12 protein-coding genes are annotated in these 14,509 nt (G+C 71.8%); 7 read left to right on the forward strand and 5 right to left on the reverse strand.

The window, feature by feature from the left end:
* The first annotated feature begins 114 nt into the window (after positions 1-114).
* Positions 115-999: a DNA-processing protein DprA gene (locus ACZ8ZB_RS19050; protein ID WP_470738896.1), complete on the forward strand. Its 885-nt coding sequence runs from the start codon at positions 115-117 to the stop codon at positions 997-999.
* Between the two features lie 12 nt (positions 1,000-1,011).
* The gene (locus tag ACZ8ZB_RS19055) at positions 1,012-1,761 is read left to right on the forward strand and encodes a hypothetical protein (RefSeq protein WP_470738897.1); all 750 of its coding nucleotides are present in this window, start codon (positions 1,012-1,014) and stop codon (positions 1,759-1,761) included.
* A 130-nt stretch (positions 1,762-1,891) separates the two neighbouring features.
* Here the strand turns inward: ACZ8ZB_RS19055 and ACZ8ZB_RS19060 are convergent, their stop codons facing one another.
* Positions 1,892-2,548, reverse strand: a complete 657-nt coding sequence (locus tag ACZ8ZB_RS19060) for a DUF4232 domain-containing protein (protein ID WP_470738898.1) — start codon at positions 2,546-2,548, stop codon at positions 1,892-1,894.
* Positions 2,549-2,872: 324 nt separating this feature from the next.
* On the reverse strand, positions 2,873-3,832 hold the full coding sequence (locus tag ACZ8ZB_RS19065; RefSeq protein WP_470738899.1) for a D-2-hydroxyacid dehydrogenase family protein: 960 nt from the start codon (positions 3,830-3,832) through the stop codon (positions 2,873-2,875).
* A gap of 919 nt (positions 3,833-4,751) precedes the next feature.
* On the opposite strand from ACZ8ZB_RS19065, the gene ACZ8ZB_RS19070 reads away from it, so the two are divergent.
* Positions 4,752-5,066, forward strand: a complete 315-nt coding sequence (locus tag ACZ8ZB_RS19070; RefSeq protein WP_470738900.1) for a hypothetical protein — start codon at positions 4,752-4,754, stop codon at positions 5,064-5,066.
* Positions 5,067-5,180: 114 nt separating this feature from the next.
* The gene (gene hemB, locus ACZ8ZB_RS19075; protein ID WP_470738901.1) at positions 5,181-6,173 is read left to right on the forward strand and encodes a porphobilinogen synthase; all 993 of its coding nucleotides are present in this window, start codon (positions 5,181-5,183) and stop codon (positions 6,171-6,173) included.
* 311 nt (positions 6,174-6,484) lie between these two features.
* On the opposite strand, the gene ACZ8ZB_RS19080 is transcribed toward hemB, so the two are convergent.
* A complete protein-coding gene (locus ACZ8ZB_RS19080; RefSeq protein ID WP_470738902.1) occupies positions 6,485-7,228 on the reverse strand; it encodes a DUF4232 domain-containing protein in 744 nt (247 codons plus the stop codon).
* Positions 7,229-7,437: 209 nt separating this feature from the next.
* Between ACZ8ZB_RS19080 and ACZ8ZB_RS19085 the strand changes: the two genes are divergently transcribed.
* Together ACZ8ZB_RS19085 and ACZ8ZB_RS19090 are read left to right on the forward strand one after the other, a co-directional pair.
* Positions 7,438-8,886: a helix-turn-helix domain-containing protein gene (locus ACZ8ZB_RS19085; protein ID WP_470741525.1), complete on the forward strand. Its 1,449-nt coding sequence runs from the start codon at positions 7,438-7,440 to the stop codon at positions 8,884-8,886.
* Between the two features lie 188 nt (positions 8,887-9,074).
* The gene (locus ACZ8ZB_RS19090; protein ID WP_470738903.1) at positions 9,075-10,355 is read left to right on the forward strand and encodes an aminotransferase-like domain-containing protein; all 1,281 of its coding nucleotides are present in this window, start codon (positions 9,075-9,077) and stop codon (positions 10,353-10,355) included.
* Here the strand turns inward: ACZ8ZB_RS19090 and argS are convergent.
* Complete coding sequence (gene argS, locus ACZ8ZB_RS19095) at positions 10,333-12,090, reverse strand: arginine--tRNA ligase (protein WP_470738904.1); 1,758 nt, start codon at positions 12,088-12,090, stop codon at positions 10,333-10,335. The two genes, ACZ8ZB_RS19090 and argS, sit on opposite strands and share 23 nt — an antisense overlap.
* 151 nt (positions 12,091-12,241) lie before the next feature.
* Here argS and lysS point away from each other — a divergent pair, with 151 nt between their 5' ends.
* Complete coding sequence (lysS, locus tag ACZ8ZB_RS19100) at positions 12,242-13,984, forward strand: lysine--tRNA ligase (RefSeq protein ID WP_470738905.1); 1,743 nt, start codon at positions 12,242-12,244, stop codon at positions 13,982-13,984.
* Positions 13,985-14,075: 91 nt separating this feature from the next.
* Here lysS and ACZ8ZB_RS19105 read toward each other — a convergent pair whose 3' ends face one another.
* Positions 14,076-14,465 (reverse strand): hypothetical protein, encoded by a 390-nt coding sequence (locus tag ACZ8ZB_RS19105; protein WP_470738906.1) that lies wholly within the window; start codon positions 14,463-14,465, stop codon positions 14,076-14,078.
* Positions 14,466-14,509: the final 44 nt, after the last annotated feature.

The raw sequence follows: 14,509 nt of genomic DNA on the forward strand, positions 1-14,509 counted from the left end.
CCGGTCCGCTCCGACGGCAACGAGCGAGGTCATGGGCGCGGCCTGGGACCACGCCCATCCGTACGGTCCGACGAGGCGACCCGGTGCTTCGCATACCGTTCCTATACTTGCGGCATGGACCGGGAACTGGAGCGAGCCGCCCTCGTCGCTTTGCTGCGGCGTGGTGATCGCCCCTGGTCCGAGCTCACCGATCAGATCGAGACCGTCGGCAGTGCCCGCGAGGTCCTGGAGAACTCGCTCGATGCTTCGGGGCAGGGAGCGCTCTTCGACACCGGGCCCTCGGCGGACCTGGGGAGCGTCGCCGCCGAGATCGCCGCCTGGGAGGGTGAGGGCCTGCGGTTGGTCACCATCCTGGACGAGGACTACCCACTGTTCCTCAGGCTGGTTCACCAGCGTCCGCCGTTCCTTTTCCTGCGCGGGACCCCCGTCGAGGACGATCTGCGGGTCGCCGTGGTCGGCACCCGCACTCCGACCCCGGACGGCATCGCTCACGCTCGCGCCATCGCGGGTGGCCTCGCGGAGCGCGGTGTCACGGTGGTCAGCGGCCTGGCCGCCGGCATCGACACCGCCGCCCACGGAGCCGCTCTCGCCGTCGGCGGTCGGACCGTCGCCGTCATCGGGACCGGGCTGCGCCGTGCCTACCCGGCTCAGAACACACGGCTCCAGCAGGAGATCGCTGAGCGAGGGCTGGTGATCTCCCAGTTCTGGCCGGACGCGCCACCGTCGAAAAGCTCCTTCCCCATGCGGAACGCCGTGATGAGCGGCTACAGCCTGGCCACGGTCGTGGTCGAGGCGGCTTATCGAAGCGGCGCCCGCATGCAGGCCCGTCTCGCACTGGAGCACGGACGCCGGGTTTTCCTCCTGCGCTCTCTCATGACTCATGAGTGGGCGAGGGAGTACGCGGCGAGGCCCAATACCACCGTCGTCGACGGCCCTGCGGACGTCTTCGACCATCTCGGCTCTCTCGTCCCCACCACGGGCGAGCTGACCTGGGCATAGCCGACCGACCGGATGGCAACCGTCCTCGGGCTGGTCGCCCGCTACGCCAACTTCCTCGTCCATCCGCTGCTGCCGGGTCCCGGTGTGTGTCAGGTCTGCCGTGGTCCGGCCAGGACCGGATACCCGACGTGCTGGCCGTGCCATGACACCGGCAGGATCCTCGGGGCGGGAACGGCCGACACCGTCGTCCCGATCAGTCTCGCCCTCAAGGGGGAGCAGTACGCGAACGAACTCTGGCGTTACAAGAACGCCGCAGGCCCTCAGCAGCAGTACTTCCGTATGGGTCTGGCAGCCGTGCTGTGGCATTTCCTCGCCCTGCACGAGAGGTGCATCGCCGACCACTGTGCCGTCCCCGGGTTCGACGTCATCACCACGGTGCCCAGCACCAGTGGTCGGACGGATCACCCTTTACGCACCATGGTCGCCCATGTGGTCGGCGCCACCCGCGACCGTCACCGAGACCTGCTCAGGCCAAGGTCTGGGGCAGCCGCGCTCGGCCGGGCCGCGTCTTCCTCGCGCTATGGATCGTCGGCGCTCTGGGGTGAGAACGTCCTGCTCATCGACGACACCTGGACCACCGGCAACCATGCCCAGTCAGCCGCCGCCGCGCTGAAGGCCGCAGGCGCCGGCAGTGTGGCCGTCATCGTCCTCGGGCGTCACCTCAACATCGACTACGGAAATACGGCCACCCACATCGAGCAGGCACGACTGCGACGCTATTCCTGGGACGTCTGCCCGTTGCGTCCCTGGGGCCACAGCTGACGGACTCGTGGTGGGAGTCGCCCAGGTGACGACCGGCGAAGGGCCCGCGGAACCGGACCGTGTCGATCCGGCCGTCGAGGCCGCTCGGTGTTTCGTGCGCCGCCGCCACGTGCGGTGCCGGTGGCGCGGGTCAGTCGCCCTGGCCGGCGCTGCCGATCGGGCCGACCTTCACCGGGGTGCCGGAGCCGTCCGTGACGGGCAGCGAGGCGGCGCCCGGCCAGTCGAGGGTGACCGACTTCGTCTCGTTCGGCGGGGTCACCACGAGGCCGGTGACGCGGACGCCGGAGCCGCCCGTGTCGTTGGCCGGGTAGGAGATCGAGAAGGAGATCGACTTGCCGTCCTTCAGGACGGTCGCGGGAGCCGACTCACCCGTGCGCTCCGCGGACACCGTCCCCGCGTTGGTCTTCAGGTCCACACCGGCGAAGCCCGCGATCGAGCAGTCCCGGCCGCCGCCGTTCGTGAACGTCACCGCCACGGTGTTGTCCTCGTCGCCGTCGATGGTGCTGTCGGTCGCCGTGACCTCCAGCTCGTCGGTGCGGCACGAGCCGATCGTGCCGTTCTCGTCGGAGCCGGTTCCGGCGACCGTGCCCTGCCCCTCGTCCGAGCCGTTCCCGGCGGATCCCTTCGCGGCGCCCTGGGCCGAGCCGCCGGAGCCCGCAGCACCGTTCGAGGAGGACGGGGCGGACGAGTTGCCCTGGTCCGTGGCGGCGTCGTCGTTCTGGCAGGCGGTGAGCGAGAGACCCGCGACGACGGCCAGGGCTGCGATGGTGAGCTTGTTGACGCGCATGATGTCTTCCTCGGTGTCGGTCGGGGTGCCGGCCCGTCGGTACGAGCGAGCGTTTCTGAGCACCAAGACCCACCCGGGTCGTCCGTCGTTTCGCTCAATTGCCCGCTAATACGTCCCTGTTACACGTCAGGACGGGCACGGTGCGCGCCACCGCCGGGCGCGCCCCCCCTCCGTACCGCGCCGGAGCGCGCCGCAGGCCCGGCCGGGGCGGGGGTTCCCGCGCCGCTCCGCGCCCGTGCGAGGCCGTCGCCCGCTGGGACGGATCCGTGACCCGGCGGTCCTTGACCGCGGCGGGCGCCGGCTCGTACGGGCGCTCCCCGAGCGTCAGCCGAGTCGGCGGAGCGGGGTGCCGGCGAGGTAGGCCTCGATGTCCTCGACCGCCTGGCCGTAGTACGTGCGGTAGTTGAGCTCGGAGACGTAGCCGAGGTGCGGGGTGGCCAGGAGGCGGGGGGCGGTGCGCATCGGGTGGTCGGCGGGCAGGGGCTCGGTGTCGAAGACGTCGACCGCCGCGCCCGCGATCCGGGATGCGTGGAGCGCGTCGAGCAGGGCGTCCTGGTCGACGAGTGCCGAGCGGGAGGTGTTGACCAGATGGGCGGTCGGCTTCATCAGGGCCAGTTCGGGGGCGCCCAGGATGCCCCGGGTGGTGTCGCCCAGGACGAGGTGGAGCGATACGAAGTCGCTGGTGCGGAGCAAGTCCTCCTTCGAGGGGGCCAGTTCGACGCCCACCTCGTCCGCGCGTTCCGTGGTGAGGTGAGGGCTCCAGGCCGTGACCTCCATGCCGAAGGCGAGGCCCACCCGTGCCACCCGGCTGCCGATCCTGCCCAGCCCGAGCAGGCCGAGGCGGCGGCCGTGCAGATCGGCGCCGACCGTCGACTGCCAGGGGCCGCCCGTCCGCAGGGCGTTGTTCTCCGGGACGATGCCGCGGGCCAGCCCGAGCAGCAGGGCCCAGGTCAGCTCCACCGGCGGGGTGGGGAAGCTCTGGGTGCCGCAGACCGTGACGCCGTTGCGTGCGGCGGCGGCGTGGTCGATGGCCGAGTTGCGCATGCCGGACGCGACGATCAGCTTCAGCCGGGGGAGCCGGTCGAGCAGGGAGGCGCGGAACGGGACGCGTTCCCGCAGTGTCACCACGATGTCGAAGTCGGCCAGTACCGCGGCGAGTTCGTCCTCGGTGGTGAAGTGCTCGGTGAAGGCGGTGACCTCCACCCGGTCCTGGACGGGGCTCCAGTCGGTGATCGTGGTGGCGACGTCCTGGAAGTCGTCGAGCACGGCGCAGCGCAGCCGCATGTCGGTCCTTTCCCGTGAGGCCGGTGCCTCCGCCACGGCTCGGGCGGACGCCCTCGGATTGTCCGGCACGACGGTGCGGCCGTGGTCGCTGACGGCACACCGGACGCCGGCCTTCTCCGCGCGGCCCGAGCCCACGCCGTGGGGCTCGGCCGCCGGTCCTCCCGACGTGGACGGCGCGGGTGCGGGGCACGAAAGGGCGGGAGAGGAGCGTGACGGCGACGGAGACCGCGGCGAGCGCGGTGATCGTCGTGCGGGGCGCCGTGCAGGGTGCGAGGTACTGGGCGAGGTCGCCGACGGTTTCGTCGCCGAGCTTGTCGTGGGACCAGCCGGTGGTGGAGCCGTTCCGGCCGGCTCCGGGCACGCCGCGACGGCGGGCGCGCGGCACGCGAGTGCATCGGCTTCTCCCACGGGAGGTCAGGAGTGCGACAGGCGGGCAGTCGGAACCGGTGACCCCCCACGGTCACCGGCGCCTCACGAGTTGTCACAGGATGCACACGAGGCGACGTGGCATGCCCTCGAAGGTCATATGCATACGGGCCGGAATCAGCCCCACCGCTTACCTGTGGCAAGTAGGGCTTTTCTTGGGCGAAGAAGGCTGACAGAGGGGTGAAGTTGTCCACTCTCTGTCCTTTTTGCATGGCGGCATTGACCGAAAAGCTTCAAGGCGAGGGCAATTCGGAATACTTGCCGCTCTTGAGGGGGCTTTTCGGCCAGATTCACGACGCGGTGGCCCGGGCGTGCGGACGGCGCTTGCCCGGTCCTCTCGGGTGGATGCGGGAAAACGCCTGGTGGGAAGTTGTCTCAGAGGAGGCGTCCGTCCCGTGACGGTGCTGTGGGAGCGATCCCACGGCCTGCACACTGATCGCGTCCGGCCGATCCGGCCACCTCCGTCACCACTTCCGTGAAGGACCCTCCCGCGATGAGCGAACCCGGCAGAGCCCTGCCCTTCTGCCGTTCCCGTACGCGACGCCCCACCGCCCCGAACCGGTTCACCGGCCCCGCCCGTTGGGCCGGCCGCCTGCTGTGCTGGAACCTCGCCGCCGGCATGACCGCGGCCGCGGCCGACCTCCTCCTCGCGCCGTCCGCCGGCTGGTGGCCCGTCCTCTGGCCGCTGCCCTGGTACCTCACCTGCGCCTCCCTCCTCGCCTGGGCCGTCCTGCGCGCCCGCGAGAAGGCCGCGCAGCGGCCGCCGGACGAGGAGGACCTCCCCGGCGAGTGGGACACGGTGGCCTGAGGCGAGGACGGCCGCGCGTGACGCGGCCGTGGTCCGGGGGGAGGCCGTGACCGGAGGGCCGGGCCGACTCCGCGTCGGCAAAGGCACGCGGGGGGCGGGCGTAGCGTAGGTGGTATGACGACGTACGGATCCTTCCCCGGCGCGCGGCCGCGGCGTCTGCGTACCACCCCCGCCATGCGGCGCATGGTCGCCGAGACCCGGCTGCACCCCGCCGACTTCATCCTTCCCGCCTTCGTGCGCGAGGGAGCGGGCGAACCCGTGCCGATCGCGGCGATGCCGGGGGTCGTGCAGCACACGCGGGACAGCCTGAAGAAGGCGGCGGCGGAGGCCGTGGCGGCCGGGATCTCCGGGATCATGCTGTTCGGCGTGCCGGAGGAGTCCAGGAAGGACGCCCTCGGGACGCCCGGCACCGACCCGGACGGGATCCTCCAGGTCGCCCTGCGGGACGTGCGGGCCGAGGTCGGGGACGATCTGCTCGTCATGTCCGACCTGTGCCTCGACGAGTTCACCGACCACGGGCACTGCGGGGTCCTCGACGCGCAGGGCCGCGTCGACAACGACGCCACGCTGGAGCGGTACGCCGAGATGGCCCAGGTGCAGGCCGACGCGGGCGCCCACGTGGTCGGGCCGAGCGGGATGATGGACGGGCAGATCGGGGTGGTCCGCGACGCCCTCGACCAGATCGGCCGGGAGGACGTGGCGATCCTCGCCTACACCGCCAAGTACGCCTCCGCCTTCTACGGGCCGTTCCGGGAGGCCGTCGCCTCCTCGCTGCAGGGCGACCGCAAGACGTACCAGCAGGACCCGGCGAACCTCCGCGAGTCGATGCGCGAGCTGGCGCTCGACCTGGAGGAGGGCGCCGACATGGTCATGGTGAAGCCGGCGGGCCCGTACCTGGACGTCCTGGCCAAGGTCGCGGACGCGGTGGACGTGCCGGTGGCGGCGTACCAGATCTCCGGTGAGTACTCGATGATCGAGGCCGCCGCCGAGAAGGGCTGGATCGACCGGGAGCGGGCGATCCTGGAGACGCTGACCGGCATCAAGCGGGCCGGTGCGCGCAACATCCTCACCTACTGGGCCGTCGAGGCGGCCCGCGCCCTGCGCTGATCCCGTACGGCCGCGGGGCTTCGGGCCACGGAGCTGCACGAAGCGGGCCCGGCGGCTCGCCGTGGAGCGGTTCGCCGGGAACGGACCTGCCCTCGGCGCCCGCCGCCGGGGCGATCTCGACGCCGCCGGGGCGCTGTCGCGGCCCTGGCTCGACCGGGACCGGCGCTTCGGTGTGGACGCGGACGCCGCGCCGGTCCTCGCGCAGCTCGGTCATGCCGCCGAGCAGCGCGACGACGCGCGGCGTGCGGGGGAAGCGCACCGGGACGGGTTCGCCGCGCCGGCCGCTCCGGGCCGTGGGCGGGTGCCGCGCTCTAGTACAGGGCGGTGTCCATGGTGGACTGCCAGTAGGTGACCTTCAGGGCGCCGTCGACGTGGACGCCGCCGGAGGGCAGGCTCACGGTGGCGATCGAACCGTCGTCGAACGGCACCGTGAGGGTGTTCACCGTGTGTCCGTCCCCGGCGCTGCCGTCGGCGGCCGACAGCAGCACGCCCGCGTAACCGGACTTGCCGGGCTCCAGGGTCGTCACCGCCTGCGGCTTGGTCTCCTCCATGACCGGCGGCACGGACTGGGCCTCGCCGAACCTCGCCTTCGGGTAGGTGGGCAGGTGGCACGTCTTCGAACCGGTGTTGGTGGCCGTCAGCAGCAGGTGGTTGATCGGGCGGTTCACCTCGGTGGCGGTGATCCTCACGGCGGACGCGGAGCACTTGCCGGGAAGCCCCTTGTCCTGCTCGCCGGAGCCGGAGCCGGAGCCGGAGCCGGAGCCGTTCCCGGACGCGGATCCGGACGCGGATCCGGACCCGCCTGCCGTGCCGGCGCCCGAGGAGCCGGACGAACCGCCCTTGTCGTCCTGGGCGCCCGTGTCGGCCGAGCCGTTGTTTCCGGTCGTGCCGGCGGAGCCTGCGGTGGAGGGATTCGCCTCGGCGGTGGCCGTGGTGGAGGAGGACGGGCTGTCGGCGCCCGTGTCCGATCCGCCCTCGCAGGCCGTCAGTGCCAGCGCCGCCAGGGCGACGGTGGACGCGGCGAACAGGCGGGTGCGGACGGTGCGTACGGACATGGTGGAGCCCCTTCGGGTGTGGCTGAAGTCTGCGGGCCGCTCAACTGGATGTCAGGAGCGGCTGCTTGGATGACCACAGCCTGCGACACGGTCCGTCCCGGTCGCCAGCGACGCCGGGGCATGCGGGACAATGGAATGACAAAAACGGCTCTGAGCTGGGGAAACGATGTCCCGCTGGGACGCGGTACGGGGATGTGGGAGTGGGAGAGATGGTGGCGGGGGACGATTTCGCGGGGCTGCTGAAGGAGCTGAAGGAGCGTTCCGGTCTCAGCTACGGGGCACTGGGCAAGCGGTTGCACATGAGTGCGTCGACACTCCACCGCTACGTCAGCGGAGAGGTCGTGCCGGTGGAGTTCGCGCCGGTGGAACGCCTGGCCCGGTTGTGCCGGGCGACCCCCGAGGAACTGCTGGAGCTCCACCGCCGCTGGATCCGCGCGGACGCCATGCGGGGCGTGAAGGAGGACAGCGGTGCGAAGGGGGAGAGAAGGGGAGAGGACCGGCCTGCGGGGAGTCCTAGGCCCGTGGGGGAGTCCCCGCGGGGGAAGGCCGAGTCCTCCGCGGCGGAGACCGATTCCTCCGCGGGGCAGGCCGGGCCCGCCGTGGGAGAGGCCGAGTCCGCCGAGGGGGAGACCGAGTCCTCCCGCACCGGGAGCGAGCCCCCCGCCGACGCGTCCCCGGGCGACGGGGAGCCGGTCGTCACCGTGGTCGGTGACGCCCGTGGCGCCACACCGGCGAGGGGACGCGGTCCCTCACGGCGGACCGCGCTGTACGCAGGGACGGCCGTCGCCCTCGTCGCCGCCGTGGTGCTCGGAGCGACGCTGTTCCCGGACGGGGAGACCGGACGGGGCGGTTCCTCCGACGCCGCCGGAGTCGGAGTCAGCGTCTCCCCCTCGGAGTCCTCCTCGCCGTCGCGGACCGCGCGATCGGCCTCCCCGAGCAAGAGCGCGTCGGCCACGCCGTCCGCCTCCGCGTCCGAGAAGGACGAGCCGACGGCGAGCCCCTCGGCCTCCCGGGGCGGGAACGCCGGTGGCTCCGCCGATCGGGACACCGGGGGAGAGGAGGGCGTTCCGGTCACGGTCCAGACCACGCCGTACTACTGGGACATCCCCTGCGAGCACAGTTTCCTCATCGACCGGAGCCCGCAGAACGTACCGAAGCCGCCCGCCCAGCAGGACGCGGTCGGCTGGGCCACCCCGCTCGGCGCCGTCTCCGCCGACCGGCAGATGGTCGCGCTCACCGTGCAGGGCACGGGCGAGGAGACCGTCGTCCTGCAGGGTCTGCACATGCGTGTGGTGAACAGTGGGGCGCCGCTCACCTGGAACAAGTACGCGATGGGCGTCGGCTGCGGTGGCGAGGTGGTCACCAAGTCGTTCGACGTGTCGCTCGATCTGGGCAGCGCCCCGGTCACCCCGATCAACGGACAGCGGAACTTCCCCTACAGCGTGACCGAGTCCGACCCCGAGGTCTTCTACGTCAACGCGCACACCGCCGGACGTGACGTGAGCTGGTACCTGGAGCTCGACTGGTCCAGCGGATCGCGGCGGGGCACGATCCGCATCGACGACCACGGCAAGCCGTTCCGCACCAGCGCCTCGAAGACCGAGTACTACGGGTACGCGCTGCGCGACAGCGTCTGGGAGTACGTCGAGGGCACCTGATCCGGCGGACGGGCCCGCCACCAGGACATCGACGACGTGACGGACGCCGGCACCGACGTCTGCGGAGCGGTGGGCACGAAGGCCCGGGGCCGTCCGGACCGTCCGGATCGCGGAAAGCCGCGTGTAGAAGGCACGCGTTTTCCTAGGCTGCGGGCACGCGCCGTCACCGCAGCCGAAGGAGCCGTGCCATGACCGCCACCGAGCCCGCCACCGCCCCCGCCCCCACACCGCCGTTCGCGGCACGGACCCGCACGGTCGGCGGCTCGCCCGTACGGGACATCCTGGCCGTCACCGCCCGCCCCGAGGTCATCAACTTCGCGGGCGGGCTCCCGGCCCCCGAACTGTTCGACACCGACGGCATCGCGGCGGCGTACCGGGCGGTGTTCGCCGAGGCCCCCGCGCAGGCCCTGCAGTACTCCACGACGGAGGGCGAGCCCGCGCTGCGGGCGGCGCTCGCCGCGCGCACGGCCGCCCGCGGTCTGCCCACCACCCCCGACGACCTGCTCGTCACCACCGGATCCCAGCAGGCGCTCTCCCTCCTCGCCACCGCGCTGCTCGAACCCGGCGACACGGTCCTGGTCGAAAGCCCCTGCTACCTGGCGGCACTTCAGGCCTTCGCCCTGGCCGGGGCACGCGTGGTGGCCGTCCCCGGCGACGAGCAGGGCCTCGACCCGGACGCGCTGGACGAACTGGTGGCACGCGAACGCCCCCGACTCCTCTACACCGTGCCCACCTTCCAGAACCCGACGGGCCGCACCCTGCCCGCCGACCGCCGCGCCGCCGTCGCGGAGGTCGCCGCCCGGCGCGGACTGTGGATCGTCGAGGACGACCCGTACGGCGAACTGCGCTACGAGGGCGAGCGGGTGCCGTGGATCGCCGCCCACCCCGGCGCCGCGGACCGCACCGTGCTGCTCGGCAGCCTCTCCAAGGTCATGGCCCCCGGCCTGCGCCTGGGCTGGCTGCGCGCCCCCGCCGAGCTGCGCCGCGCCTGCGCCGTCGCCAAGCAGGCCGCCGACCTGCACACCCCCACCGTCAACCAGCTCGCCGCGGCCCGCTACCTCGCCGACCACGACCTCGACGCCCACGTCCGCCGCGTCGCGGCCGTGTACGGCGCCCGCCGCGACGCCATGCTCGCGGGCCTGCCCGCCGCGCTCCCCGACGGCTCGGCCTGGACCCGCCCCGAGGGCGGCATGTTCCTCTGGGCCCGCCTGCCGGAGTCGTACGACACCACGGCCCTGCTCCCCGAGGTGGTCCGGCACGACGTGGCGTACGTCCCCGGCGCGCCCTTCCACGCGGGTGAGCCGGACCGGGCCACGCTGCGGCTCTGCTTCGTCACCCAGACGCCGGACGAGATCGCGGAGGGGCTGCGCAGGCTGGGGGAGGCGCTGCGCGCCCGGCGCCGGGAGGACGGGCCGCACGCCCGCACGCCGTCCACCGGCGGAGGCGTCAGAGGCGCTCGGGCGTCCTGATGCCCAGCAGGGCCATGCCCCGGTGGAGCGTGCGGGCCGTGAGGTCGCAGAAGAAGAGGCGGTTGGCCACCTGCTCCGTCGAACCGGCCTTCAGCACCGGGCACTTGTCGTAGAACGACGTGTACAGCGACGCCAGCTGGTACAGGTACGCGGCCAGCTTGTGCGGGGCGTACTCCGCGGCGGCCTCGAAGACGGTGTCCCCGAACGCGTCCAGGTGCAGGCCCAGCGCGCGCTCCGCCTCGTGCAGCTCCAGCTCCGGGTGGGCGGCCGGGCGGACCTCGCCGGCCTTGCGGAGGATGGACTGGATACGGGCGTAGGCGTACTGGAGGTACACGCTGGTGTCGCCGTTGAGCGAGACCATCTGGTCCAGGTCGAACTTGTAGTCGCGGTTCGGCGACGTCGACAGGTCCGCGTACTTCACGGCCCCGATGCCGACCTGCGCGGCCCGCTCCCGGATCTCGTCCTCGGTGAGGTCCCGGGCCTTCTCCCGGACGACCTCCGCGGCCCGCTGCACCGCCTCGTCCAGCAGGTCCTCGAGGCGCACGGTCTCGCCCTCACGCGTCTTGAAGGGCTTGCCGTCCGCGCCGAGCACCGTGCCGTAGCCCATGTTGTGCGCGGTGACGTCGTCGTTCAGCCAGCCGGCCCGGCGGGCCGTCTCGAAGACCATCCTGAAGTGGAGCGACTGGCGCACGTCGACGACGTACAGCAGCGTGGTGGCGTGCAGGCCGAGGACGCGGTCGCGGATCGCGGTCAGGTCGGAGGCCGCGTAGCCGAAGCCGCCGTCGGCCTTCTGCACGATCAGCGGGACCGGCTGGTCGTCCTTGCCGCGGATGTCGTCGAAGAACACCACGAGCGCGCCCTCGGAGCGCACCGCGACGCCCATCTCCTCCAGGAGGCGGGCGGTCTCGGGCATGCCCTCGTTGTACGCGGACTCGCCGACGATCTCCTCGTCGCGGATCTCCATGTCGAGCTTCTCGAAGACGGAGTAGAAGTAGACCTTCGACTCGTCCACGAACTGCTGCCACAGCTCGAGCGTCTCCTTGTCACCGGACTGGAGGGCGACGACCCGCCTCCGGGCCCGCTCCTTGAACTCCTCGTCCGCGTCGAAGAGCGCACGCGACGCCTTGTAGACGCGGTTCAGGTTGCTCATGGCCTGCTCGCCGTCGACCTCGGCCGCGGGGGCCAGCTCGCCGGGGTGCTCGAACAGGTACTGGATGAGCATGCCGAACTGGGTGCCCCAGTCGCCGATGTGGTGCCGGCCGATCGTCTTCTCGCCGGTGAAGTCGAGCATGGCGCGCAGGGCGTCGCCGATGACCGCGGAGCGCAGGTGACCGACGTGCATCTCCTTCGCCACGTTCGGCTGGGCGTAGTCGACGACCGTGACGCCCGCGTCCTCCTTCAGCGGCACGCCGAGGCGCTCGCCGTCCGCGAGCCGCGCGGCGAGGTTCTGGGTGATCGCCCGGTCGGCGACGGTGATGTTGAGGAAGCCGGGTCCTGAGACCTCGACGTCCTTGATCAGGTCACCGGTCGTGATGCGCGAGACGACCTCGGCCGCCAGCTCCCGCGGGTTCGCCTTCGCCTTCTTGGCCAGCGCGAGGATGCCGTTGGCCTGGAAGTCCGCCCGGTCGCTGCGTCGCAGCAGCGGGTCCGCGCCGGCGGCCTCCGGCCGGGTGGCCGTGAGGGCGGACGCGAGCTGCTGCTGGACGGAGTCGGTGAGGGACGTGACCGAGGCCATGGAGTGGCTGCCGTTCTCTCGGGTTCGTGGACTGCTGCGGAGACCGAGTATCCCACGCGGTGAAAAGCGGTTTTCGCGGATGCGGGCCGGACTGGGAGAATGGAGCGGCCAGCCGTGCGACCGTACCGGCTGCCCGAGCAGAAAGAAGGACGTGCCGATCGTGGCTCAGAGCACCGAGACCACCGACTGGGTCTCCCGTTTCGCGGATGAGGTCATCGAGGAGTCGGAGCGTCGGGCCCCGGGCAAACCGGTCGTCGTCGCGTCCGGTCTTTCGCCCTCCGGCCCGATCCACCTGGGCAACCTCCGCGAGGTCATGACCCCGCACCTCGTCGCCGACGAGATCCGCCGCCGCGGCCACCGGGTCCGGCATCTGATCTCCTGGGACGACTACGACCGGTACCGCAAGGTCCCGGCCGGCGTCCCCGGGGTCGACGAGTCGTGGTCCGAGCACATCGGCAAGCCGCTGACCTCCGTCCCGGCGCCGAAGGGCTCCGCGCACCCGAACTGGGCCGAGCACTTCAAGGCCGCGATGACCGCGTCGCTGGCCGAGCTGGGCGTGGAGTTCGACGGGATCAGCCAGACCGAGCAGTACACCTCCGGCGTCTACCGCGAGCAGATCCTGCACGCGATGAGGCACCGCGCCGACATCGACGCGGTCCTCGCGCAGTACCGCACCAAGAAGGCCCCGGCGAAGAAGCAGCAGCAGAAGCCGGTCGACGAGGCCGAGCTGGAGGCCGCCGAGGGCTCCGGCGCCGCCGCCGAGGACGACGGCAGCTCGGGGGCCGCCGGGTACTTCCCGTACAAGCCGTACTGCGGCAACTGCGAGAAGGACCTGACGACGGTCACCGCGTACGACGACGACTCCACCGAGCTGACCTACGCCTGCACGGCGTGCGGCTTCTCGGAGACGGTCCGGCTGAACGAGTTCAACCGCGGCAAGCTGGTCTGGAAGGTCGACTGGCCCATGCGGTGGGCGTACGAGGGCGTGATCTTCGAGCCGAGCGGTGTCGACCACTCGTCCCCCGGGTCGTCGTTCCAGGTCGGCGGGCAGATCGTCGGGATCTTCGGCGGCGAGCAGCCGATCGGGCCGATGTACGCGTTCGTCGGCATCAGCGGCATGGCGAAGATGTCCTCCTCGAAGGGCGGCGTGCCGACCCCGGCCGACGCGCTGCAGATCATGGAGCCGCAGCTGCTGCGCTGGCTGTACGCCCGGCGCAGGCCCAACCAGTCCTTCAAGATCGCCTTCGACCAGGAGATCCAGCGCCTCTACGACGAGTGGGACCGGCTCGACGCCAAGGTCGCCGACGGCTCCGCCCTGCCCGCCGACGTCGCCGCGCACTCCCGCGCGGTGCGCACGGCGAGCGGTGAGCTGCCGCGGACGTCCAGGCCGCTGCCGTACCGCACGCTCGCCTCGGTGGCCGACATCACCGCCGGGCACGAGGACCAGGCGCTGCGCATCCTCAGCGAGCTGGACCCGTCCGACCCGCTGGGCTCGCTGGACGAGGCCCGCCCCCGGTACGACAAGGCCGAGGCGTGGATCAACACCCACGTCCCCGCCGACCAGCGCACCATCGTCCGCGACGAGCCGGACGCCGAGCTGCTGAAGTCGCTCGACGAGCGGGGACGGCAGTCGCTGCGGCTGCTGCTCGACGGGCTCGCCGACAACTGGTCGCTGGACGGGCTCACCCACCTCGTCTACGGCGTGCCCAAGGTCCAGGCGGGCTTCTCCGCCGACGCCACGCCCAAGGAGCTGCCGGCGGAGATCAAGACCGCCCAGCGGTCGTTCTTCGCGCTCCTGTACCACCTGCTGGTCGGGCGGGACACCGGCCCGCGGCTGCCCACGCTGCTGCTGGCGGTGGGACAGGAACGGGTGCGGTCGCTGCTCGGCGCGTAGCACGCCGATCCACGAGAACGGGGCGCCCGGTGTCACACCGGGCGCCCCGCGGGCTCCGGCCGCGCCGGCGGGCGTCGGGCCGCGCGGTTTCTCAGGTGTGGGAGAACCACACACCGACCACGACCCCCATGGAGACGAGCATGGAGAAGACGATCCATGCCACGGAGGGGCCGTGCGGCTTCACCTTGATGTCCGGATTCTGCTCTTGTCTCAGGGTGTCGGCGGCGACCCACTTCCTCACCGGGACGATCATGATGAGGAGCATGAGGAGAATGGACGCGTACAGGTAAAGGGTCACGGCAAGGGAGTGGCCCTCCGCCAGCGCGGACAGGAGCAGGAACGGCCCGAGGACGAGAGGTATGAAGGACACGCTCTTCTTGCCCTTCGGCGTCGGCATGGACCAGCGCATCAGGGCTATGTGGAGCGGAGTGACGGCGAGCGCGACGAGGACCCAGGCGTAAGTGGGCAGGGACAGGAACAAGGACGCTGGTCCTTCCGGGACGGAATGCGGCGTTCTTTCGTGAA

This window comes from Streptomyces sp. 12E (assembly GCF_055633275.1).